Here is a 20,760-nt window from a genome sequence, read left to right as displayed (position 1 = left end):
GAGAGGGGACTAGCCGGTGATTGACCAGCCGGGCGGCTTTCGCGGGCAGCAGCGCTTCACCGATCCGGCGGCCGCCCCGCCGGCGGAATCGGCCGACTCGACCCCGCCGAACGGGACGCCGAGCAGAGTTGGGCCGAGGCACGAGGCGGCGCCGAAGCACGAGGCGGCGCGGGACCCCGACGCGGCACCCCTGGAGAATCCACCGCCCTATCTCGACCTGTCCACGGTGGCCCTGCTGGGCCAGCCGAAGCGGGCCCCGTCGGAAGGCTGGCGGCGGTGGCTGTACCTGGCCACCTTCAAGCTCGTCAATGTCGGCGAAAGCCCGAAGGTCAAACGCCGCACCGAGCTGGAGGCGCAGGTACAGCGCCCGCTGCGGGGGTGCTACCGGATCGCCCTGCTCTCACTGAAGGGCGGCGTCGGCAAGACCACCATCACCGCCACCGTCGGCGCGACGTTCGCGTCGATCCGGGGCGACCGTGTCGTGGCCGTCGACGCCAACCCCGACCGTGGCACGCTGAGTCAGAAGGTGCCGCTGGAGACGCCGGCCACCGTGCGCCATCTGCTCCGCGACGCCGAGGGCATCGAGGCCTACAGCGATGTTCGCGGCTACACGTCGCAGGGGGCGAGCCGGCTGGAGGTGCTGGCTTCCGAGAGCGACCCCGCGGTGTCCGAGGCATTCAGCTCCGACGACTACATCCGCACCCTCGAGGTTCTGGAGCGCTTCTACAGTCTCGTGCTCACCGACTGCGGCACCGGGATGCTGCATTCGGCGATGTCGGCGGTTCTGCACAAGGCCGACGTGCTGGTGGTAATCAGTTCCGGGTCCGTCGACGGCGCCCGCAGTGCGGCCGCCACCCTGGACTGGCTGGACGCGCACGGCCACCAGGACATGGTCCGCAATTCCATCGCTGTGATCAACGCGGTGCGGCCCCGTTCGGGCAAGGTCGACCTGAAAAAGGTGGTGGATCACTTCTCCCGGCGCTGCCGCGCCGTGCGACAGGTGCCGTTCGACCCGCATCTGGAGGAAGGCGCCGAGATCAGCCTCGAACGTTTGCGGCCCGAAACCCGCGAGGCCTTGCTCGAACTGGCGGCTGTTATCGCCGACGGGTTTCCCGGCGCACCCCGCTCCAGCGATCTGTCCAATTAGGTATTCGCGGCGCTACTGCCGGGGATTGTTGTCCCCGTGGCCGAGCCGCCGCAAGAAATCCGGGTCGTCGTCCGGGCCGATCACACGCGTTTTCGGCCGACTCGCGACAAGCCGCGTCAGCCGCCAGACGGCATATGCCAGGCCCGCGACAACCAGAATCAGGAGCAAATACGCCACGCAGAAAACCTCCTTGCTCCGAATATACGCGCCGTGAGTAGGCTCGGGCCGTGTCTGAGGATCGGCCCGCATCTCGCCTAGTGGTGGACGTCCTGGTGTACGTCCTGGCCCGACTGCTGCTGGTGGTGATCTTGACCGCGGTGATCTTCGGCGCCGCACGTCTGATCGGCCTACATGAATTCCCGCTCGTGGTGGCACTTCTGTTCGCGTTGGTGATCGCGCTGCCGTTGGGCATCTGGATCTTCGCTCCGCTACGCCGCCGCGCCACCGCCGGCGTCGCCGCCATCGACGCGCGCCGACGCAGAGACCGGGAGCAACTGCAGGCCCGGTTACGCGGCGAAGAGTCGGCGGGAGACGACGACAAGCCCGGCAAAGAATGACGGCGGCCGCGGCCCGTGAGGCGTTCGGGGCCGAATTCATCGGCGCAGCAGGATTTTTGAATACCGCCACCTACGGTTTGCCTCCCCGCTTTCTCACTGACGCGTTGCAGACATGTCTGACGCAGTGGCAGGCGGGCACCATGGATGCGACTTCCTTCGACGAGCCGGTGCATGCGGGCCGCGCCGGATACGCCGCGCTGGCCGGGGTCCCGGTCGACTCGGTGGCCATGGGCGGGACGGTCTCCGCCCTGCTGGGCCTGGTCGCCGCCGCGATCCCCGACGGCAGCCGGGTCGCCACGCTAGTGGGCGAATTCACAAGCACCACATTCCCGTTCGCTGCGCAGGCCGCTCGCGGTGTGACCGTGACCGAACTCACGGCCGACGAGTTGGTGTCGAGCGCGGGTCGGTTCGATGTCGTGACTGCGAGCCTGGTGCAGTCCGCCAACGGCGCAGTGCTCGACGCTGCGGCCCTGCGCCGGGCAGTGGCCGGCACCGACACGCTGACCGTGATCGATATCACGCAGGCGCTGGGCTGGAAGAAGCTCGATGTCGGCTGGGCCGATGTGACCGTCGCCGCGGTCTACAAATGGCTGTTGTCGCCACGCGGAACCGCGTGGATGTCGTTGAGCGAGCGGGTGAGTCGCATCATGACGCCGCACGCCGGGAACTGGTATGCGGGCGAGCTGCCGTGGCAGACGATCTACGGACTGCCGCTGCGGCTGGCGCACAGTGCGCGGCGCTTCGACGCCTCGCCCGCCTGGTTCAGTGCGCTCGGCTGCGGGCTGACATTGCCGTGGTTTGCGTCACTCGACGGTGACGCTGTCGAGCGCCACGCGGTCGGTCTGGCGAATCGTGCTCGGCTAGAACTGCAACTGCCGCAGCATGATTCGGCAATCGTATCGATTCCGATCGCTGATGCGGCCGAGCGCCTGGAACGGGCGGGCATCCGTGCCTCGGTCCGCGCCGGGGCGGTGCGGGTCGGGTTTCACCTGTACAATTCCGACAACGACCTTGACCGGCTTCTCGACGCGCTGGGGGATAACGGGTAACCATCGTTGGTGGCAGCAGCGACGACATCCGTTGGCACAACGGGCATTCTGGAGTCATGAAAATCCGGAACTTCATGGCACCCCTGCTGATCTCGGGAGCGGCCGCGGCCGCGGTGGCCTTCTCGCCAGTGGCGCTGGCCGCCCCGTCGGGACCCGACTGCACGAGCACGGGAACAGCAAGCGTCTGCCAGTCGGACGGCAACGCCCAAGTCATCGCCACGCCGCCGTCGGTCAACTATCAGACGCAGTACCCCTTCTTCGGGGGGCTCGGGCTGATCTTCCACCACGGTGGTCACTGAGGTCACAAGAACGTCGGGCCTATTGATTCTGGAGCGGGATAGTCACCTCCAACGCCGTCCCGCTCCATGGGGCGCTGGCGATCGTCAGGCGCCCCGCGATCGCCTCGACCCGGTCCTTGAGGCCGATCAGCCCGGAGCCGTTGCCGGCGATCGCACCGCCGATACCGTCGTCCCTGATGGACAGATGAAGCTCATCGTCATCGGCGCAGGCCCGGACGCGCACCTCGCTTGCCTGGGCGTGCTTGGCGGCGTTGGTCAACGCCTCGGCGACCACGTAATAGGCGGCGACCTCCACCGATTCCGGCAACCGACGGTCGACCTCGAGCTCCAGATCGACGGGGACGGCGGACCGGCGGGCCAGCGTCTTGATCGCGGGCCCCAGACCACCCTTGGACAGAATCGCCGGGTGGATGCCTCGGGAAATCTCCTGCAGTTCCGTCGACACGGATGACAGGCCGTCGACGACGTGGGACAGCCGGTCCCGCAGCTCTTGCTGTTGCGGCCCGATCGACGCCTCGATCGCCCTGATCTCGAGGCTCAGTGACACGACTCGTTGTTGTGCCCCGTCGTGCAGATCCCGTTCGAAGCGGCGACGCGCCTGGTCGCCCGCGGTGACGATACGTGCGCGGGATGCGGTCAGCTCGGCACGGGTCTGTGCATTCGATATCGCGGTCGCGACAAGGTCGGCGAAGTCACCGATGCGCGCCTCGGTCTCCGGCGGCATCGGTTCGAGTCGCGAGGACCCGATCACCAGGGCCCCCCAGGTCCGTCCGTCGACGATGATCGGCGCGCCGACCGCCGAGCGGATCGCGAGCCGACGGATGCGTTCCGCGGTGGCCCCGGCGGCACCCTCGTAGCTGTCCATCCGCGCCGGCTTGGCGGTGCGGTGGATCATCTCGGCCACGTTGTCGCCGTCGAGCGAAATACGCTCTCCGATCGAAAGTTTGGTGACGCCACGTTCGTCACGGGTCGCGAGCAGCACCAGCGCCTCGTCTGATTCGTACTGCAGCAGAACGACGTTGTCGATGCCGAGGCCGCGGGACAGTTCGGAGACCGCCGCCGGATAGATGTCGGAGGGGCTGACACCGCGCGCCACCAGCGTGGCAACACGCCGCAGCGCCGCCTGCTGCTCGGCGAGAGCGCTCACCTCGGCGTGACTGGCCTCGATCATGCGCTGGGCTTCGCGAAGCCGATCCTGTTCGCGCCTGCGATCCGTCACGTCGCGAGCCGCGCCGTAGAGAAGTCCCTTCTCCGCGACGACGCTCCACTCCAGCCATCGTTCGGCGCCGTCGCTTCGGACGCACCGGTTCTCGAACTGGGCGGTCCCGCCCGAACTCAGCAGCGCGTCGATCAGGGAGCCGGTGCGGTTCCGGTCAGCCGGATGGACGAACTCCAGGAACGGCCGCGACAACAGCTGGCTGGCCGTGTAGCCGAACGTCCTCTCGAACGCGGGGTTGACCCGGCGCATGAAGGCTTCGCCGCCGATATAGAGCAGCTCGGAGGTCAGGTCGAAGAACCGCTCCAATTCCCTTCGGCTGGCTTCGAGTTCCGCGTTGATCGCTTCGCGGTCCCGTGCCGCGGCGATCAATGCCTCCAGCGACGGCACCAGCCGGTACAGGCGTTGACGCATCGGCCTCGGCAGGTTGCCCGGCACCAGCAGCGTGCCGAGCGGACCGGGGCCATCGTGTAGCGGTATCGCCGACTGATGCTCTCCGGCCGGAACCGTGTCGGGTTCGATGATGGCGAAGGGCAGGCCGAGAACCTCGGCCATCCTGCGTCCCGCGGTATGCAGCGCAGGCCGCAGATCGTTGGTGCGCAACATCATGCGGGCCAGCTCGGAGGCGAGGTCCGCCTCGCGGCGCCGCTGTTCGGATTCTGCCGCGCGAAGCCGGGCCTGGCCGACCAGAACGTTGGCCAACAGTGCGACCGGAAGGAAGATCAGGATTGCGACCGCATCCTGTGGATGCGTCGGCACGAATGATCCGTTGGTCTCGAGGTGGAAGTACACATAGACCACTGCACTGAGCAAGGATGTGGTGACTGCGAGGCGGAATCCCCAGCCGGCGGACACGACCAGGACTCCCAGCAGGAACAGCGCGCCGAAGGCGTTCTCGGGCGCGATCTGCCGGAGCCGGTACACCAGAAGTGTCTCGACGAGGATGAACGCCCCGGCCACCACGATCCCCAGCCACACGGGCGGTGCGGTCGGTCGGACCAGCATGGACAGCAGCCGGTCTCGAAGTGTTTGACCGGGCTGACTGAGGTCCGCAGGCGGTGGGGTGGTTCGGTGCTGGCTCATTTGGTATCAACTCCAAGTCCAACACACGATGAGCTTGGATTTATTGCCAGTGCCAGCGAATTCCGCGATAGCGTCCATAAGCGCACCTTCACGCGACGATCCACGCGGAGAAAACGTTCAATAGTTCTGGGTAACGGGAATGCCAGGAAGATGGAGTTCTGCGAAGCTGAACAGATGTGTAGCGGTGGATCTCGCCTTGCGCTGCGTAATCGTTGACGACAGCGCGGATTTTCGCGACGCCGCGAGCGCCATGCTCGAGCGCGCGGGTTTCAGCGTTGTCGGTACCGCTTCCAATGGCGATGAGGCTCTTAAGTGTTACGCCGAGCTGCGTCCCGACGTCGTTCTCGTCGACGTGGACCTGGGCGGGGAAGACGGGTTCGAGGTCGTCGAGCGACTTCATCACGCGGACGCGCTTGGCGCATTGGCTGTGATCCTCGTCTCCACATATGCCGAATCGGACCTAGTCGACATGATTGCCACCAGCTCAGCCGTCGGTTTCGTGCAAAAGTTCGCGCTTTCGCCCGAGGCCATTCGCAGTCTTCTGAATCACCGCGCGTCGAGGTAGGTGATCACGGCCCGCACGCGGCGGTGGTCGTCACCCGTCTCGGGCAGGTTCAGCTTGGTCAGGATGCTGCGCACATGCTTTTCGACGGTGCCCTCGGTGACCCAGAGCCGCCGGGCGATGCCGGCATTGGAGCGGCCCTCGGCCATCAGCATCAAAACCTCCTGTTCGCGCCCGCTGAGGACCGCTAACGGGTCGTCACGCCGGCGGGCGGAGACAAGCTCCTGGACCAGTGCGGGGTCCACCACCGAGGCGCCCTTGGCGATCCGTTCCAGGGTGTCGACGAAGTCTGCGACGTCGGTGACCCGGGTCTTGAGCAGATAACCGATGGCGTGTCCACTGGCCAGCAGTTCGGTCGCATGCTCCACCTCGACATGGGCCGAGAGCACCAGGATGCCCGTATCGGGGAAGTCCGTGCGGATCACCCGAGCGGCATCGAGACCCTCGGTCGTGTGCGTCGGCGGCATCCGGATGTCGACCACCACGAGGGCGGGCTTGCGCTCACGCACCAAGGTGAGCAGCTCCGTGGCATCGGCCGCCTGACCCACCACATCGAAGCCCGACCGCTCGAGCAGGCTGGCCAACCCCTCCCGGAGCAGCACGTCGTCGTCAGCGACGACCACCTGCACGGCACTCATGTCGGTCCTCTCAGTGGGCGCGTCTGTCACAATCCCAACAATCTTGCAACGACTTCACAGATGAGTCAGCAGGTTTACCGCTAGCAGGTACAGCAAGTGGAGGCCACCAGGGGCTGCGGATGGCAGTCAGCGTTGACGACATCCGGACTGGCATCCATAAGAATAAAAGCTCATGACCGTGTGGCAGCGGCAGCTGCTTGCCGAGCCTTTCGACGGCAACGAATCCACGGCAATCATCGAACATTTAGACGCGATCGGCAAGTATGCGCTCGAACTGCTCGGAACATTCTGCCTGCTCGTGACGGTCGGGGTGGCGGTGTGCACCGCGGAGCCCTTTGCCGCAGTGGCCCTGGGCGGGGTTTTGATGGCGATGATCTACGCAGGTGCTCAGCAAGCCGGCGCGCATTTCTCCCCGGCGATCACGTTGGCCGGCGTGCTGTGGGGCCGGATTTCATTGCGCGCGGCGGCAGGTCACTGGTGCGCGCAATTCGCCGCAGGCTTGGGCGCGGTGCTGGTCTGGCACGTGATCATCGATCCTCGGCGGATGGCGGCAGTGACCGCGACGACGTTGACCGGGCGACCGCTGCTGGCCGCGTTCGCGGCCGCGGCGTTGTTCACCCTGGTGCTGAGCTACGTCGTGTTCAGTTGCGCCTCCGACGGTCCTAGGCGGTCAAACCTGATGCCGGACTTAGCCGTTGCAGTGGGTGTGACCGCCGCCGCCGTCGATGTCGGCGCGTGCCTCGGCGACGTGTATTTGGTGAGCCAGATCATCGCGGGCGCGATCGCCGCGCTCGCCTTCCTCACCTTCGGATCGACGGGGCTCTAGATGCGCGCAGTGGTGGTCGAATTGCGCGTGCTGGGTCACTCGCTGGTATTCACGCCGAGATCGCAGGCTCGACGTCAACGGTGGGTGGACGTCGCCATGGAGGGTACAGCCCAGGGCCGAGCCCGCCACCGGCTAGCCCGCGGCGTCCTCCATGAGTTGCCTCAGCCGGTCGATCGGGTCGCCGTTGCCGGGATTCAACCGCAGCCCGGACTCCGGCACCTCTGACTCCGGCGCCACGGCTGCGGATGGGGCGGGCGGCGGCGCGGCCGGCGCGGGCACGGGCGGCGGGGCGGCCGGTGCGGGTGCGTCCAGAGCGGCCACCTTGGCGGCGAGACGGGCCGCCGCCTCGTTGCGGATCTCCCGTCGTTGGGCGTCGGGGTCGGTGTTGCCGCCGAAGCACCCCGGGGACGCGGCCTCGATGATCGCCAGTGCCGCGCCGTAACGCTCCCTGGCCTGATCCTTGCGGCCTTCCCAGGCATCCACGTCACCCTGCCTCTCGCGCACCAGTTCGAGGTTGACCCGCACCGGGCACGACTTCGCGGCGTCGGTGCGCGACAGGTTCTCGGAGAAGTGCGTATCGGCCTCGTCGAGTCGGCCGTCCAGAACCGCGAGGGCGCCGACGGCGAACGATACCTTCGCCGGTTCGATCACATTCAGCACGTTCAGCATCGCTACGTCGTCGCGCATCGCCCCCGCATCGCCATCGGCGAAATCCGACGCCGCCGAACCGCCCGCGACGGTGACCGAGATCAACTTGGCCGCCAAGAGCACGGCGAGGATCGCCGCCGGCGCCGAGAACATCACCAGGCGCCGCCGCAGCCGCAGCCGATACGGCACCGACGATCCGGCGCGCGTCACAGCGCCTCATTCCGGGCCGCGTCCGGACGTGCCATGCGGCTACGGCGGAACTCGCGCAGTGACGCGTACAACTCGGCGAGTAGCAGTGCTGCCGCTACCGACGTGAACACCCAGTACAGTTCGCGGCGCTCGGCGACATCGCCCGATCCGGCCGCGGCAGTGGGTGGCGAGGCGGCGGCGTTGGTCTCCGGTATGGGTTGGCCGTCCTGCCGGTGCACGTACGGGACGCCGAGTTGCCGGGCGATCCGCGTCAGCGCCGATTCGTCGGGTGCGCCGTAACCGAACACCGATCCACCGTCCACCGATCCGGCGACCGGATCGAACTCACCCTGAGGTGCCCGTGAATTCGGGGCGCCCGAACCCAGATAGAACACGAGGTTCGTGGAATCGGGGTACTGCTGGCCACTGGCGATCAGTTGGTAGCGCAGCACATTGGCGGCGGCGGCCGCGTTGACTTGATATTGCGCGTCTGGCGTCTGGTCGGCGTACGGGGCGAGGCGTGCGACGACGGGGTCGAGGCTGAACGCGTCATCGGAGAGTGGCCAGTCCAACGAAGGCCGCGACGCGAACGCGATCACCGCGAACCGGCCCCGCGGGTGGTCCCTGATCAGCGCCGCCATGTCGGCCCGCATCCCCGCGATCCGCGGCTCGCCGTCACCCCAGTCGGTCGCCCCGGATGCCGCCGACCGGTCGACGATGAAGAAGACATTCGCGTTCGAACTGTCCCCTTGCGGCGCGGCCACGTTCCCGCCGGGCGTGAGAACCGGCCTGGCGGCGGCGATCAGCAGCAACAGCAGCGCGAGAGTCAGTCCGCACCAGCGCAGCACCGTGGCCCGACCGGAGGGAGCGTTCATCAGCTGCCTCATGGTGATCAGCCGCGAGGCGATCACAGCCACGGTGATCACCGCGAGTATCGCAGCCGGAACGACGGGCTCGAACGTCATCGTCGCAGCACCACCAGCGCCACACCCAAAATCGCCGACGCCGCCAGCGCCACGCTCAACGCAATGGCCGGTGCGTCCTCCAGCCGGCCGACCGCCACCTGTGCGCCGATCGCCGGGGGCTTCGCCCGGATGGCGTCCAGATTGCCGTCGAGGTTGGTGCCGGAGCGGTCCGTCCCGTTGCCCTCGAGCCGGAAGAACTGCCCCCCAGTGGATTTGGTGACCGAACGCAGGGTGTCGGTTCCCCGCGCCGGGGTGGCGATCGCGTTGACCTGAACACCGGCCTCACGCGCCATGTCGGCGACCCGCTGATCATTGAACAGGGCCGGACGCTTTTCGGCCGGGTCGCCGACGGCGCCGGGCCCGAGGTAGATCAGTGTCCGGCTGCGGCCGCCCCCGGCTTCGAACGGCGGAAATCCGGTCAGGCACAGCGCCAGGACGTCGGCGACACCGGGCGCGTAGTCGACATACGACACCGGTGGCGAGAACGCTGCTGACCGGTCCCGGAGTGCGGTCGACTCGGCAACCGACAGCGGGTTTCCCGCATCGCGCGCGGCCTGTATTCGTGCCAGTTCGGCGAACTTCCCGAATTGTCCTGCGGCGTACTGATAGTCGCGGGTCAGCGGCACGACCCGTCGGTTCGGCGACGTCAGCCCGATGCGCTGACTGCCGAACGCGGCCACCTGCCGCGCGTAATAACTGAGCAATTCCCCGGTCGCCGCGTCGGTCACCGGTTGTGCAATGCACAGCATGATGTCTTCGTGCTCGGTGGCATCCGCGGTCGCCCACCAGCTTCCGGTCGGGCGGGCACTGGCCAGCATCGCGGCGCCGAACAACAGCACGAGCAGCGCGATGGTGACGACCGCCGCGGCCGCTCTGGTCCGGGCCAGTCGTGCATATTCGGGCAGCCGGGTCAGCCGCGAGGTGTGGGCCAGAGGTAGCAACCTCCGGCGGATCTGCTCCAGCGGGAGCAGCGCCGCGAGCATGACAGCCCCTGCCAGGCAAGCGAACCCAGCGAGAGCGACCGGCCACCATCTCAAGTCCACGTGCGGATCAGCTCCTCGGCCCGGACGCCCGCCTGGCCGACGTCCACCGTCGATTCGGTGTTGAACTGGGCGTCGTTGAGCGCTGACACGAGAGGAGCGGCCTTGGCCAGATCACCCGCCGCGATGTCGTCGACGTGCATGTACTGGGCCCGCGTTCCGGTGGCCTGGTGCAGGAAGCTGCGGAGCGTCCGGCTCAGCTGGGCACCCGCCCTCGCAGGCGGCAGTGCGCCGGCGCGGTAGTGCTCACCGATCGTGCGCACGGTCCGGGCGTAGCGGCGTCGCAGCACACGGGCATGTACGGATCGCACCACCGGAAGCCGGCGCAGCTGAGCAGACGGCAGAGTCCATACGAGAACTGTGAGGTACCAAGCGATCACGACGGTGAGTAGGCCCAGTCCGATCCACAGCCACCACGGCGAATAGGGCGTCGGCCCGCTGACGAAGCGGAGCAGGTCATCCGGCACGGGCCAGCACCTCGGTCAACGCGACCAGCCGCGGACGGATCTCGTCGCTGCGGGCGATGGTGGTGTACGGGATCGCATGGGCGGTCATGAACTCCGCCAGCCGATGGCGCCGGGTCTGCTCGGCGCGACGGTAGGCGGCGATGACGCGCGGTCCCAGAGCCGCACCGTTGAGCACCAACCTGCCGCTGGACACGTCGTAGCCATCGCGGTCGCCTTCGGTCACCGCCGGCATGTCGGGCACCATTGCCCACATCACGTCGTGGCGCGCGGCGAGACGGGTGAGGATGTCGTCGAGGCGCGCGTCGACGTCGGGTTCGTCCGAGACGACCACGATCAACATCCGGTGGCGGTAATGAGCGCCGGCGTAATCCAATTGGCAGACGATGTCGCTGGGGCCGGCGTGTTGTCGGCTGTGCAGATCAAAGCGGTGCAGCATGCTCTCGATGTGGTTCTCGCCACGGCGCACGTGGATGTTGACGCTGCCGCGCGAGTCGCCGTACACCATGCCGACCTGATCCGAGCGCCCCAGGGTGATAAGGCCGATGGCGCCCAGGATGTTGGCGGCCACATCGCGTTTCGGCTCGCCGGCCGATGTCAGCGCCGACATGTTGCGGCCGGCGTCGGTGATGAGCAGGATCTTGTGGTGCTTCTCCGATACGAACCGCTTGATGAGGACGGCGCCTGATCGGGCCGACGCCTTCCAGTCGATGTCGCGCACGTCGTCGCCCGGAACGTACGGGCGCAGATCGTCGAATTCCATGCTGCGGGTGTGCAGCAACGCGTACCGGCCACCCTCGAGGAGACCGCGGGTGTTGGTGCCGAAATGCGCCTTCGCCTTGTTGAGGTGCTTGCCCACTGTGTTTCCCGCTGTCCGTTGCGCGGCCTCAGGGCACCCGGACCGCTTGCAGGACCGCGTCGACGATCACCGCGGGGGTGATGTCGGCGCCGGCCGCCTCGAAACCGAGAATCAGCCGGTGCTGCAGTACGCGATGGGCCAGCCTGGCGACATCTTCGGGGATGACGTGACTTCGGCCCGAGAGCACCGCCAGCGCACGAGCGGCCTTGCAGAACGCGATGGTGGCCCGCGGGCTCGCGCCATACTCCACCAGCCGGGCCAACTGGGCGGGCAGGTAGCGCTCGGGAGTCCGGGTGACGCTGACGAGCCGGCTCGCGTAGTGCATGAGCTCGCGGTCCATGTGCACGGTGCGGACCACGGCCTGCAGCCGCCGCACCTCCGCGAGGCCGATCACGGGCCGGCTCCGGCGCTCCTTGTCATAGATACCGGCGTCCATTCGCGCCATCACCTCCACCTCCTGTTCGGGGGAGGGATAGCCGACGATGTCCTTGAGGAGGAACCGGTCGGTCTGGGCTTCCGACAGCGAGTAGGTGCCCTCCTGATCCACCGGGTTCTGGGTGGCGATCACCAGAAACGGTTCGGGGATCGGGAACACCGTGCCGGCAATGGTGGTCTGGCGTTCCTCCATCGCCTCCAACATCGCGCTCTGAGTTTTGGCGCTCGAGCGGTTGATCTCGTCGAGCAGCACGATGTTGGCGTGCACCGGCCCGAGTTGAGTGGCGAACGAGTTCGTCGCCGACTCGTAGACCTGCGTCCCGATGATGTCGCTCGGGAGCAGATCGGGCGTGCACTGGATTCGCCTGAACCGGCCGTCGATGGATTCCGCGATGACCCGGGCAGCTGTGGTCTTGGCCAGTCCCGGCACGCTCTCGATCAGCACATGCCCGCCGGCGAGCAATCCGATCAGCAGCGACTCGCGCAGATTGTCCTGTCCGACGACCTTTGCGGTGAACGCTTCGGTCACGGCGGCGACGATGCGCCGTGCCTCGTCGGCGTCGCGGCGGTCGGGCTGTATTCGGGCTGCGGTCATGCGTCCTCTCGAACTGATCTTGGAAAGTCGTGGCACGGAGTACCCGGACCCGAACGGTTGAACACCGTACCGCGACGAAGTGTCAACTTTCCTTGACACCGACGAGATGTCAACCTAACTTGACACGTCATGGAGATGCAGTCGTTGAGCCACTTGAGCGACGGCGCAGGTAGTGCTGACCCGGCAGAGGGCCTGCGCGCGGTGCGCGCACTGCAGCGATTGCAGGAGCGCCTCGAGGCGATCCACGTAACCAACGCCCGCGAGCAGGGCTGGAGCTGGCAGGCCATTGCGGATGCGCTCGAGGTGAGCCGCCAGGCGGTGCACCAGAAATACCACCGGAGGAGCTGACCATGTTCGAGCGCTTCAGCCGCAGTGCCAGGGTCTCGGTCGTGCTGGCGTCCGAAGAGGCTCGCGAGTCGAACTCCGATGAGATCCGGCCGGAACATCTCTTGGTGGGCGTCCTGCAGAGCGCCGGCCGCGACCTCTCGGGTGTCCTGGGCGCGCACGGCCTGACGGCGGTCGTGATCCGGGACCGGCTCGCCGCCGCGGGATCACCCGGCGAGGAGTCCTTCGCTGAGGACGCCGAGACGCTGCGCTCGATCGGGATCGACCTGCGGGCGGTCCGCGACAGTGTCGACGATTCTTTCGGGGCGGGCACATTCGACAACGCCCTGCGCAGGTCCGGCCGACGCAGGCGGCGTCGCAGCCACCTTCCGTTCACCAAACCCGCCAAGAAGGTGGTCGAGTTCGCGCTGCGAGAAACCTTGGCGCACAAGAACAGCTGGATCGGCTGCGAACACCTCATCCTGGGCATCCTGCGCGGAGGCGACACGTTCACGATGAGCGTGATCGCCGAGTACGTCGATGCGGCACGGTTGCGTGACGCCGTCGACGAGTTGCTCCGGCGCGCGGCCTAGCCGATCGATGCCAGGGCCAGCGCGACCGCGACCGACCACACCAGCATCGTCAACCCGGTGTCGCGCAGCACCGGGATGAGATCCCGGCCACACAGGCCCTTGCGGACCGGGCCCGCGGCCCGCACGGCCAGCGGCAGCGCCACCAGACCGACGGCCGCCCACGGGGTGGCGAGCATCAGCACCAGCGTGAGCACGAAGGCCGCGATGAGCAGGCCCTGATACAGCATCCGGGTGCGGGCATCGCCGAGTCTCACGGCGAGCGTGATCTTGCCGGCTTCTGTGTCCGTCGGGATGTCGCGCAGATTGTTGGCGACCAGCACGGCCGACGACAGGCTTCCCGTCGCCACCGCCAGCGCGGCCCCGACCCAGTCGATGCGCAGTGCTTGCGTGTACTGCGTGCCGAGAACCGCGACGAGCCCGAAGAACACGAACACCGCGATCTCGCCAAGCCCGAGATAGCCGTAGGGTTTCGAGCCGCCGGTGTAGAGCCACGCGCCTGCGACGCACACCACCCCGACCGCGATCAGCCACGGTGCGCTGAACCAGGCGAGGACCACTCCGGTGACCGCCGCGACCCCGAGGCTGACGACCGCTGCGGTCAGCACGGACCGGGGCGCCGCCAGCTTCGAGCCGACCAACCGCAGCGGCCCTGCCCGCACGTCGTCGGTACCGCGGATGCCGTCGGAGTAGTCGTTTGCATAGTTGACGCCGACGATCATCGACAGGGCGACCACCAGGGCCAGCAGCGCCCGCCACCAGCAGGCGGCGCCCAGCCAGGCAGCCGCGCCGGTGCCCGCGATCACCGGGGCGACGGCGTTCGGCAGCGTCCTGGGCCTGGCGCCCTCGATCCACTGCGCGAGACTGGCCACGTGCGTCATCGTCGCACGCCGGCATCGGACGCCTGGCGCTCATGCCGCCCAGCGGCAAGACTGAGCACATGGAAGAACGGCTCAGCAAGGTAGAAATCCGCAAGGACGCCCTCCAGGAGACGGTTGAGTCGGTGGCCTCGACGGTCGGGGAGGTGGCCTCCATCATCACCACCGCCGTCAAGGACGTCGCCGGCGCGATCGGCGGCCTGGCGACCGACGTGTTCGAGATCCGTGACGGGGCTCGACGGGCCGCGGAGCGCACCGAGGAGGAGTGATCCGTCGCTTGCCGGCGGCGCGCAGCCGGCATGGACAATGGTCCGATGATCGGAGTCATCGGCGGCAGCGGGTTCTATACGTTCTTCGGTCCTGACGCCCGCAGCATCAGTCTGGACACCCCGTATGGTGCACCGAGCGCTCCGATCACCGTCGGCACCGTCGGCCGGCATGAGGTGGCGTTTCTGCCCCGTCACGGCCTCAAGCACGAATTCTCGCCTCACACCGTGCCCTACCGCGCCAACATGTGGGCGCTGCGTGCGCTGGGGGTGCGCCGGATCTTCGGGCCGTGCGCGGTCGGTAGCCTGACCTCCGAACTCGGGACGGGGGCGTTGGTGGTGCCCGATCAGTTGGTCGACCGAACCAGCGGGCGTGCGGATACCTACTTCGACTCGGGCGGCGTCCACGTCGGGTTCGCCGACCCGTACTGCCCGTCCCTGCGCGCCGCGGCGGCGGACCTGCCCGGCGTCGTCGACGGCGGCACGATGGTGGTGATCCAGGGGCCGCGGTTCTCCACCCGCGCGGAGAGCAAGTGGTTCGCGGGACAGGGCTTCACGCTGGTCAACATGACCGGTTACCCGGAGGCGGTACTGGCGCGTGAACTCGAGATGTGCTATGCCGCAATAGCTTTGGTCACCGATGTGGACGCCGGGATCGACGCCGGAACCGCGGTGAGGGCCGTCGACGTGTTCGCCGAGTTCGAGCGCAACCTGGGGCCGTTCAAGAAGCTGGTGCACGAGGCGATCAACAACGTGGCCCAGGAGCGCACCTGCACTCACTGCCTTCCCCATGAGGGTGTCGAGTTGCCGATCGAACTGCCGTGAGGGTGCTGCTGACGGGCGCCGCCGGCTTCATCGGGGCGCGGATCGCCGCGGCGCTGGCCGGGGCCGACCACGAGGTCGTCGCCGTCGACGCGATGCTGGCCGCGGCGCACGGCACGGAGGCCGAGGTGCCCACCGGTGTGCAGTTGGTCGACGTGCGCGACGCCGACGCGCTGTCGCCACTGCTCGACGGTGTCGACGTGGTGTGCCATCAGGCCGCTGTCGTCGGGGCCGGGGTGAACGCCGCTGACGCGCCGTCATACGGCAGCCACAACGACTACGGCACCAGCGTGCTGCTCGCGGAGATGTTCAAGGCGGGCTGCGGGCGCCTCGTGCTGGCCTCGTCGATGGTGGTCTACGGGCAAGGCCGGTTCGAGTGTCCGGCACACGGATTGGTGGACCCTCTGCCGCGCAGGCGGCAGGATCTCGATGCCGGCGCGTTCGAGCATCGGTGCCCGCTCGGCGGCGAGCAGGTGGGGTGGCGGCTGGTCGACGAGGACGCGCCGCTGCGGCCGCGCAGCCTGTACGCCGCAAGCAAAGTCGCCCAGGAGCATTACGCGCTGGCGTGGGCGGAGTCCAGCGGTGGTTCGGTGGTGGCGCTGCGCTATCACAATGTCTACGGACCCAATATGCCGCGGGACACCCCGTACTCCGGGGTTGCGGCGATCTTCCGGTCGCAGCTCGAAGCGGGCGATGCACCAAGGGTCTTCGAGGACGGCGGGCAGATGCGTGACTTCGTGCACGTCGACGACATCGCCGCTGCCAACGTGGCGGCGGTGGGTGCGGCGCTCGACGGCTTCGCCGCCTTCAACGTCTGTTCGGGACGGCCGATCTCGATCCTGGACGTGGCCACCGAGTTGTGCCGGGAGCGTGGCGACCTGTCCCCGGCGGTCACCGGCCAGTACCGCAGTGGCGATGTCCGCCACATCGTCGCGGACCCGGCGCGGGCCGCCGACGTCCTCGGCTTTCGAGCCGTCGTCAACCCGCGGGATGGGTTGCGCGAGTTCGCCCAAGCGCCGCTGCGGGGTTAGGTGCTCGACCGGGTCTGGGCGCTGCAGCGGCGGTTGATCTACTTCCCGACGCGGGGACCGCTCCCGGCCGCGGCCGCGGTGTCACCGAATGGCCGCGATGTGGTGTTGCGCACCGCCGACGGAATCCGTTTAGGCGCTTGGTATTTCCCAAGGCACGGCGACGTAGCCATGCTGGTGTGCAACGGAAACGCAGGGGACCGGTCCATGCGGACCGGTCTGGCGACCGCACTGAATCGGATGGGGTTTTCGGTGCTTTTGTTCGACTACCGCGGCTACGGTGGCAACCAGGGCCGCCCCTCCGAGAACGGTCTGACCGCCGATGCGCAGGCGGCCCAGGCCTGGCTGGTCGCACACCACGACGCGGACCGGATCGTGTACTTCGGCGAATCTCTCGGCGCGGCAGTGGCAGTCGGTCTGGCGGTGCAGCGGCCACCGGCGGCACTGGTGCTGCGGTCGCCGTTCACGTCGCTGGCCGATGTCGGCGCGGTGCACTACCCGTGGCTGCCCGTCGGCCGACTTCTGCTCGATCGCTATCCGTCGATCGATCGCATCGCGTCGGTAGAGGCGCCGGTCCTCGTGATCGCCGGCGATCGCGACGACATCGTGCCCCCCGCCCTGAGCGAGCGACTCTACGAGGCGGCGCCCCGGCCCAGGCGGTTCGTCCTGGTGCCGGGGGCGGGCCACAACGACGCCGAGCTCGTCGACGGCCACCGGATGCTCACCGCCATGGCGGGGTTCCTGTCGGAGACCGGTGTCACTTGGTGATACTGGTGACGTGACGCCCGCCCTCTGTGAGCAGTTCGGTATCGATTTCCCGCTCTTCGCATTCAGCCACTGCCGCGACGTCGTCGCCGCCGTGACCAATGCGGGCGGGTTCGGTGTGCTGGGCGCCACCGCGTACACGCCTTCGCAGCTGGACCAGGAACTCGCGTGGATAGACGATCACGTCAGCGGCAGGTCGTACGGCGTCGACTTGATCGTGCCCGCCACGTTCGAGGGCAAGGGTGAGAAGCTCACCCCGGCAGATCTGGCCGCGCGGATCCCGGAGAACTACCGCGGTTTCGTCACCGAGCTGCTGGCCGCCCACGACATCGCGCCGGATCCGGCCGCGCGCGTCGGCGGATCGTGGCTGTCCGGGAACACCGGCGGCGAACTGCTCGACGTCGCGCTGAGCCATCCGGTCAAGCTCATCGCCAATGCCTTGGGGGTTCCGCCGGACTACATGATCGAGGCGGGTAAGGAACGCGGCATCCCGGTGGCCGCCCTGGTCGGCGCCAAGGAGCACGCGGTCAAACAGGTCGGCGCGGGGGTTGATCTGATCGTCGCCCAGGGCACCGAGGCCGGTGGCCACTGCGGCGAGGTGACCACGATGGTGTTGATCCCCGAGGTGATCCAGGCCATCGATGGCGCGGTTCCGGTCCTCGCCGCCGGTGGAATCGTGACGGGCAGGCAGATGGCGGCGGCGGTCGCGATGGGCGCCGACGGTGCGTGGACGGGTTCGGTGTGGCTGACCACCGAGGAGGCCGAAACGGCACCGCACACCGTGCGGAAGTTCCTCGCCGCGACCTCGCGTGACACCATCCGGTCCGCCGGGCGGACCGGGAAGCCCGCGCGGCAACTGGTGTCCGAGTGGACGGATGCCTGGGCGCCGCACGAGGGCGGCCGGAAGCCGTTGCCGCTGCCGTTGCAGTCGATGCTCGCCGAGCCGGTCATCCGGCGCGTGGACCTGCTTGCATCGCAGGGTCATCCAGGTGCGCAGGCGCTGGCCACGTACTTCGTCGGGCAGGGGGTCGGCCTGATGAACAAGGTCAAGCCCGCCCGCGAGGTGGTGCGGGAGTTTATCGAGGACTACCTGGCCGCGACCGAGCGATTGAGCAACTCGCTGCCCGATTAGCCGGCCAGTCGTGTGCTCACCGGCCACTCGGCGCATCAGTCGGCGTAGGTGATCCGCACCGAGACCGGGTCGCTCTCCATCGCGCGCATCGTCAGCGCCGTCGCGGACCGGCGGAGCCTGCTGGAGCCGCCGAAACTGCGGGCGCGCGCCCGCACGTCGTCGTCGGGCTCGAAAGTGGCTGTGCCGGTGCGCCATTGATTACCGACGCGCACCCGCACCCGGGGGTCGGCGGCGATGTTGTGGGCCCACCCCGCGCGGCGTCCGTGCTGCGAGATCACCCACACGCCGTTCTCGTCGGCGCGGCCAGCCAGCGGCACTGTCCGTGCCTCACCCGATTTGCGGCCGGTGGTTTCAAGATCAACCACCAGAGATGCGCGAACACCGATCTTGTCGAGTGCCGCGACCACCGGGTTCATCACGACGCGACCCATCTGCCGCTCGAACTCGAACTTGCGCAGCGCCCTGCGGGAACTCGTCGTCGCCATGGTTAACGACGTTAGTAGAACGTTCTCTCAATTACAAGACGCCGAAACAATATTCCAGGTCGTTGAGACCGCGAGTTGACGACCCTGGGTTAGGTCTCGCGAATCAGTCGTCGACGGCCAGCGGCAGCCGGACCTCGAACCGAGCGCCGTTGGCCAGGTTGTGCGCCGATAGCGTGCCGCGATGGGCCTGCACCAGGCCCGCAGCGATCGCCAGGCCCAGGCCCGAACCGCTGGGCAGCGACGAGTCCGCCCGCGGCACCCGGTCATTGGAGCCGCGGTAGGCGACGTCGAACACCCGGGGCAGGTCGGCCTCGTCGATGCCGACCCCGGTGTCGTCGACGCGCGCCCATGCGCCGTTCTCGTCCGACCCCAGCGCCAATTCGACCCTGCCGCCCTCGGGCGTGTGCGCTATCGCATTGGCGACCAGGTTCGACAGCACCCGAACCAGCGCGCGGTCACTGCCGACCACCCGCACCGGTGTCTCGGGCAGTTCCGCCATCAACTGGACGCCCGCCCGCTCGGCGGCGATCCGATGCGCCGCCAGCACATCGTCGATTACCTCGTCGAGCGCCACGTTGTCGAACAGGGGCTGCACCGCGCCGGCATTGATCTTCGACATCTCGAACAAGTCGTCGACCATCTCCGACAGCCGAACCGATTCCTGCTCAATGTGTTTGGCATGCACCCGGACTTCCTCGTCGGGAACCACGCCGTCGGCGATCGCCTCGGACACCGCGCGGATCCCGGCCAGCGGCGTGCGCAGGTCGTGGCTGACAAAAGCGACCAGCCGGCGTCTCGACTGCTCGGCCGACCGCTCCGAATCCCGGATCTCCTGCTCCCACACCGTGCGGCGGGCCTGATAGCGGGCCAGCATCACCGCGGCCGGGATCGTCACGATGGACACGATCACCAACACGACCACCGTCCGCTCGAACGTCTCGGTGATCATGAAGCCGCTGGCACCCAGCACGCCCGTGAACGTCGCCAACACCGGAATGAGCACCAGGGCCACCATGCTGACGGCCAGCGACCACGACCGCGCCAGGCGGATGATGATCGCCCCCGCCAGAACTACCGGCACGGAGCAGGACAGCGCCCAGCCGACGATCTCCCAGAAGTCATTCGCGGGCATGCCCGCTCCACAAGTACCCACGGCCCCACACGGTCTGCACCCGGTGGTGCTCGCCGAGCTTGGACCGCAGCCTCTTGACGTGCACCGTCACCGTCGATAGATCGCCAAAGTCCCAGCGCCACACCAGTTTCAGCAGTTCTTCCCGGGAGAAGACGGTGTCGGCATGGGTGAGGAAGAAGAGCAGCAGGTCGAACTCCCGGTTGGTCAGGCTGACCGGCTGGTCCTTGATCGTCACCGAACGCGACGCGGTGGACACGGTCAGCTCGCCGACATGAATGTCCAACGAGAGAATGCCCGCCGACGACGGGGCACGCCTCAGCACCGACCGTACCCGTAGCGCAAGCTCACGCGGGCTGAACGGCTTGGTCAGGTAGTCGTCGGCGCCGGCCTCCAGCCCGGCGATGCGGTCCTCCTCCTCGCCGAGCGCGGTCAGCAGAATCACAGGCACCGTGTAGTCGCCGCGCTGACGCAGGCTGCGGCACAGCGAGAGCCCATCCGGGCCGGGCATCATCACGTCGAGAACCGCGACATCGATCGGCTGCGAACCCAGCAGTCGCAGCGCCTCGGTGCCGTCGTGGGCGATCGCCACCTCGAGGCCGTCACGCTCGAGGTAACGGCGCACGACGTCGCGTACGACGGCGTCGTCGTCGGCGATCAGCACCCGGGTCACACCTCCGAGATTAGCTTGGCAGCTTTGCTACCAGCGCTGACGTCATCGATTCGTCACGGTTGACCGTGGTGGACCGCGGCCGGCTCACCTAACGTC

26 protein-coding genes are annotated in these 20,760 nt (G+C 67.9%); 13 read left to right on the top strand and 13 right to left on the bottom strand.

Annotation, left to right across the window (positions count from 1 at the left end):
- Positions 1 to 16: 16 nt before the first annotated feature.
- Positions 17 to 1,147 (top strand): MinD/ParA family ATP-binding protein, encoded by a 1,131-nt coding sequence (locus ACVWWN_RS38130; RefSeq protein WP_457148494.1) that lies wholly within the window; start codon positions 17 to 19, stop codon positions 1,145 to 1,147.
- Between the two features lie 12 nt (positions 1,148 to 1,159).
- Here the strand turns inward: ACVWWN_RS38130 and ACVWWN_RS38125 are convergent, their stop codons facing one another.
- Positions 1,160 to 1,324, bottom strand: a complete 165-nt coding sequence (locus tag ACVWWN_RS38125) for a hypothetical protein (protein WP_457148493.1) — start codon at positions 1,322 to 1,324, stop codon at positions 1,160 to 1,162.
- Positions 1,325 to 1,374: 50 nt separating this feature from the next.
- Between ACVWWN_RS38125 and ACVWWN_RS38120 the strand changes: the two genes are divergently transcribed.
- Genes ACVWWN_RS38120 through ACVWWN_RS38110 form a run of 3 tightly spaced genes read left to right on the top strand, consistent with a single transcriptional unit; the run spans position 1,375 to position 3,052 of the window.
- Entirely contained in the window at positions 1,375 to 1,704 is a 330-nt protein-coding gene (locus ACVWWN_RS38120) for a DUF4229 domain-containing protein (protein WP_457148492.1), read from the top strand.
- Positions 1,701 to 2,753, top strand: a complete 1,053-nt coding sequence (locus tag ACVWWN_RS38115; RefSeq protein ID WP_457148491.1) for an aminotransferase class V-fold PLP-dependent enzyme — start codon at positions 1,701 to 1,703, stop codon at positions 2,751 to 2,753. The genes ACVWWN_RS38120 and ACVWWN_RS38115 overlap by 4 nt, the downstream gene beginning before the upstream one ends.
- A gap of 56 nt (positions 2,754 to 2,809) precedes the next feature.
- The gene (locus ACVWWN_RS38110) at positions 2,810 to 3,052 is read left to right on the top strand and encodes a hypothetical protein (protein WP_457148490.1); all 243 of its coding nucleotides are present in this window, start codon (positions 2,810 to 2,812) and stop codon (positions 3,050 to 3,052) included.
- Between the two features lie 19 nt (positions 3,053 to 3,071).
- Here ACVWWN_RS38110 and ACVWWN_RS38105 read toward each other — a convergent pair whose 3' ends face one another.
- Entirely contained in the window at positions 3,072 to 5,273 is a 2,202-nt protein-coding gene (locus ACVWWN_RS38105) for a DUF4118 domain-containing protein (RefSeq protein WP_457149435.1), read from the bottom strand.
- 262 nt (positions 5,274 to 5,535) lie between these two features.
- On the opposite strand from ACVWWN_RS38105, the gene ACVWWN_RS38100 reads away from it, so the two are divergent.
- Positions 5,536 to 5,916: a response regulator gene (locus ACVWWN_RS38100; protein WP_457148489.1), complete on the top strand. Its 381-nt coding sequence runs from the start codon at positions 5,536 to 5,538 to the stop codon at positions 5,914 to 5,916.
- Here the strand turns inward: ACVWWN_RS38100 and ACVWWN_RS38095 are convergent.
- The gene (locus ACVWWN_RS38095; RefSeq protein WP_457148488.1) at positions 5,898 to 6,551 is read right to left on the bottom strand and encodes a response regulator; all 654 of its coding nucleotides are present in this window, start codon (positions 6,549 to 6,551) and stop codon (positions 5,898 to 5,900) included. The two genes, ACVWWN_RS38100 and ACVWWN_RS38095, sit on opposite strands and share 19 nt — an antisense overlap.
- A 172-nt stretch (positions 6,552 to 6,723) precedes the next feature.
- Here ACVWWN_RS38095 and ACVWWN_RS38090 point away from each other — a divergent pair, with 172 nt between their 5' ends.
- Positions 6,724 to 7,377 (top strand): aquaporin, encoded by a 654-nt coding sequence (locus ACVWWN_RS38090; RefSeq protein ID WP_457148487.1) that lies wholly within the window; start codon positions 6,724 to 6,726, stop codon positions 7,375 to 7,377.
- A gap of 132 nt (positions 7,378 to 7,509) precedes the next feature.
- Here ACVWWN_RS38090 and ACVWWN_RS38085 read toward each other — a convergent pair whose 3' ends face one another.
- The 6 genes from ACVWWN_RS38085 to ACVWWN_RS38060 are packed head-to-tail and all read right to left on the bottom strand — an operon-like array spanning position 7,510 to position 12,572.
- Positions 7,510 to 8,235: a hypothetical protein gene (locus ACVWWN_RS38085; RefSeq protein WP_457148486.1), complete on the bottom strand. Its 726-nt coding sequence runs from the start codon at positions 8,233 to 8,235 to the stop codon at positions 7,510 to 7,512.
- A complete protein-coding gene (locus ACVWWN_RS38080; RefSeq protein WP_457148485.1) occupies positions 8,232 to 9,179 on the bottom strand; it encodes a vWA domain-containing protein in 948 nt (315 codons plus the stop codon). Before ACVWWN_RS38080 ends, ACVWWN_RS38085 begins: the two co-directional genes overlap by 4 nt.
- On the bottom strand, positions 9,176 to 10,162 hold the full coding sequence (locus ACVWWN_RS38075; protein ID WP_457148484.1) for a hypothetical protein: 987 nt from the start codon (positions 10,160 to 10,162) through the stop codon (positions 9,176 to 9,178). Before ACVWWN_RS38075 ends, ACVWWN_RS38080 begins: the two co-directional genes overlap by 4 nt.
- A 50-nt stretch (positions 10,163 to 10,212) precedes the next feature.
- The gene (locus ACVWWN_RS38070; protein WP_457148483.1) at positions 10,213 to 10,686 is read right to left on the bottom strand and encodes a hypothetical protein; all 474 of its coding nucleotides are present in this window, start codon (positions 10,684 to 10,686) and stop codon (positions 10,213 to 10,215) included.
- Positions 10,676 to 11,542 (bottom strand): DUF58 domain-containing protein, encoded by an 867-nt coding sequence (locus tag ACVWWN_RS38065; RefSeq protein ID WP_457148482.1) that lies wholly within the window; start codon positions 11,540 to 11,542, stop codon positions 10,676 to 10,678. The genes ACVWWN_RS38070 and ACVWWN_RS38065 overlap by 11 nt, the downstream gene beginning before the upstream one ends.
- Before the next feature lie 28 nt (positions 11,543 to 11,570).
- A complete protein-coding gene (locus tag ACVWWN_RS38060; protein WP_457148481.1) occupies positions 11,571 to 12,572 on the bottom strand; it encodes an AAA family ATPase in 1,002 nt (333 codons plus the stop codon).
- 135 nt (positions 12,573 to 12,707) lie between these two features.
- On the opposite strand from ACVWWN_RS38060, the gene ACVWWN_RS38055 reads away from it, so the two are divergent.
- Both ACVWWN_RS38055 and ACVWWN_RS38050 read left to right on the top strand, forming a co-directional pair.
- Positions 12,708 to 12,920, top strand: a complete 213-nt coding sequence (locus tag ACVWWN_RS38055) for a helix-turn-helix domain-containing protein (RefSeq protein ID WP_457149434.1) — start codon at positions 12,708 to 12,710, stop codon at positions 12,918 to 12,920.
- A gap of 2 nt (positions 12,921 to 12,922) precedes the next feature.
- Positions 12,923 to 13,489 (top strand): Clp protease N-terminal domain-containing protein, encoded by a 567-nt coding sequence (locus ACVWWN_RS38050; RefSeq protein WP_457148480.1) that lies wholly within the window; start codon positions 12,923 to 12,925, stop codon positions 13,487 to 13,489.
- Here the strand turns inward: ACVWWN_RS38050 and ACVWWN_RS38045 are convergent.
- On the bottom strand, positions 13,486 to 14,358 hold the full coding sequence (locus ACVWWN_RS38045; protein ID WP_457148479.1) for a 1,4-dihydroxy-2-naphthoate polyprenyltransferase: 873 nt from the start codon (positions 14,356 to 14,358) through the stop codon (positions 13,486 to 13,488). The two genes, ACVWWN_RS38050 and ACVWWN_RS38045, sit on opposite strands and share 4 nt — an antisense overlap.
- Positions 14,359 to 14,426: 68 nt before the next feature.
- Here ACVWWN_RS38045 and ACVWWN_RS38040 point away from each other — a divergent pair, with 68 nt between their 5' ends.
- From ACVWWN_RS38040 to ACVWWN_RS38020, 5 genes are read left to right on the top strand one after another with little or no spacing between them, the layout of a single operon-like run.
- Positions 14,427 to 14,633, top strand: coding sequence for a hypothetical protein (locus ACVWWN_RS38040; protein ID WP_457148478.1), 207 nt, complete (start codon positions 14,427 to 14,429; stop codon positions 14,631 to 14,633).
- Positions 14,634 to 14,678: 45 nt separating this feature from the next.
- Positions 14,679 to 15,455, top strand: a complete 777-nt coding sequence (locus tag ACVWWN_RS38035) for an S-methyl-5'-thioadenosine phosphorylase (RefSeq protein ID WP_457148477.1) — start codon at positions 14,679 to 14,681, stop codon at positions 15,453 to 15,455.
- A complete protein-coding gene (locus ACVWWN_RS38030) occupies positions 15,452 to 16,483 on the top strand; it encodes an NAD-dependent epimerase/dehydratase family protein (RefSeq protein ID WP_457148476.1) in 1,032 nt (343 codons plus the stop codon). The genes ACVWWN_RS38035 and ACVWWN_RS38030 overlap by 4 nt, the downstream gene beginning before the upstream one ends.
- Positions 16,484 to 17,248: an alpha/beta hydrolase gene (locus tag ACVWWN_RS38025; RefSeq protein ID WP_457148475.1), complete on the top strand. Its 765-nt coding sequence runs from the start codon at positions 16,484 to 16,486 to the stop codon at positions 17,246 to 17,248.
- Between the two features lie 10 nt (positions 17,249 to 17,258).
- Positions 17,259 to 18,377, top strand: a complete 1,119-nt coding sequence (locus ACVWWN_RS38020; protein WP_457148474.1) for an NAD(P)H-dependent flavin oxidoreductase — start codon at positions 17,259 to 17,261, stop codon at positions 18,375 to 18,377.
- 35 nt (positions 18,378 to 18,412) lie between these two features.
- Here the strand turns inward: ACVWWN_RS38020 and ACVWWN_RS38015 are convergent, their stop codons facing one another.
- The 3 genes from ACVWWN_RS38015 to ACVWWN_RS38005 form a co-directional block, all read right to left on the bottom strand.
- Entirely contained in the window at positions 18,413 to 18,862 is a 450-nt protein-coding gene (locus tag ACVWWN_RS38015) for a nitroreductase/quinone reductase family protein (protein WP_457148473.1), read from the bottom strand.
- Positions 18,863 to 18,965: 103 nt separating this feature from the next.
- The gene (locus tag ACVWWN_RS38010) at positions 18,966 to 19,994 is read right to left on the bottom strand and encodes a sensor histidine kinase (RefSeq protein ID WP_457148472.1); all 1,029 of its coding nucleotides are present in this window, start codon (positions 19,992 to 19,994) and stop codon (positions 18,966 to 18,968) included.
- Complete coding sequence (locus ACVWWN_RS38005) at positions 19,981 to 20,664, bottom strand: response regulator transcription factor (RefSeq protein ID WP_457148471.1); 684 nt, start codon at positions 20,662 to 20,664, stop codon at positions 19,981 to 19,983. The genes ACVWWN_RS38010 and ACVWWN_RS38005 overlap by 14 nt, the downstream gene beginning before the upstream one ends.
- Between the last annotated feature and the right edge of the window lie 96 nt (positions 20,665 to 20,760).

This window comes from Mycobacterium sp. URHB0021, assembly GCF_054057895.1.
Note: the sequence above shows the minus strand (reverse complement) of the source record. Positions and strands in the feature narration are given on the sequence as shown.

What these genes read in the sequence shown, in the direction of transcription:
- ACVWWN_RS38115 (WP_457148491.1), top strand. Translation starts at nt 1,701, where the DNA reads ATGACGGCGGCCGCGGCCCGTGAGGCGTTCGGGGCCGAATTCATCGGC.
- ACVWWN_RS38110 (WP_457148490.1), top strand. Translation starts at nt 2,810, where the DNA reads ATGAAAATCCGGAACTTCATGGCACCCCTGCTGATCTCGGGAGCGGCC.
- ACVWWN_RS38105 (WP_457149435.1), bottom strand. Translation starts at nt 5,273, where the DNA reads ATGCTGGTCCGACCGACCGCACCGCCCGTGTGGCTGGGGATCGTGGTG.
- ACVWWN_RS38095 (WP_457148488.1), bottom strand. Translation starts at nt 6,551, where the DNA reads ATGAGTGCCGTGCAGGTGGTCGTCGCTGACGACGACGTGCTGCTCCGG.
- ACVWWN_RS38090 (WP_457148487.1), top strand. Translation starts at nt 6,724, where the DNA reads ATGACCGTGTGGCAGCGGCAGCTGCTTGCCGAGCCTTTCGACGGCAAC.
- ACVWWN_RS38080 (WP_457148485.1), bottom strand. Translation starts at nt 9,179, where the DNA reads ATGACGTTCGAGCCCGTCGTTCCGGCTGCGATACTCGCGGTGATCACC.
- ACVWWN_RS38075 (WP_457148484.1), bottom strand. Translation starts at nt 10,162, where the DNA reads ATGCTCGCGGCGCTGCTCCCGCTGGAGCAGATCCGCCGGAGGTTGCTA.
- ACVWWN_RS38060 (WP_457148481.1), bottom strand. Translation starts at nt 12,572, where the DNA reads ATGACCGCAGCCCGAATACAGCCCGACCGCCGCGACGCCGACGAGGCA.
- ACVWWN_RS38055 (WP_457149434.1), top strand. Translation starts at nt 12,708, where the DNA reads ATGCAGTCGTTGAGCCACTTGAGCGACGGCGCAGGTAGTGCTGACCCG.
- ACVWWN_RS38050 (WP_457148480.1), top strand. Translation starts at nt 12,923, where the DNA reads ATGTTCGAGCGCTTCAGCCGCAGTGCCAGGGTCTCGGTCGTGCTGGCG.
- ACVWWN_RS38040 (WP_457148478.1), top strand. Translation starts at nt 14,427, where the DNA reads ATGGAAGAACGGCTCAGCAAGGTAGAAATCCGCAAGGACGCCCTCCAG.
- ACVWWN_RS38035 (WP_457148477.1), top strand. Translation starts at nt 14,679, where the DNA reads ATGATCGGAGTCATCGGCGGCAGCGGGTTCTATACGTTCTTCGGTCCT.
- ACVWWN_RS38015 (WP_457148473.1), bottom strand. Translation starts at nt 18,862, where the DNA reads ATGGCGACGACGAGTTCCCGCAGGGCGCTGCGCAAGTTCGAGTTCGAG.
- ACVWWN_RS38010 (WP_457148472.1), bottom strand. Translation starts at nt 19,994, where the DNA reads ATGCCCGCGAATGACTTCTGGGAGATCGTCGGCTGGGCGCTGTCCTGC.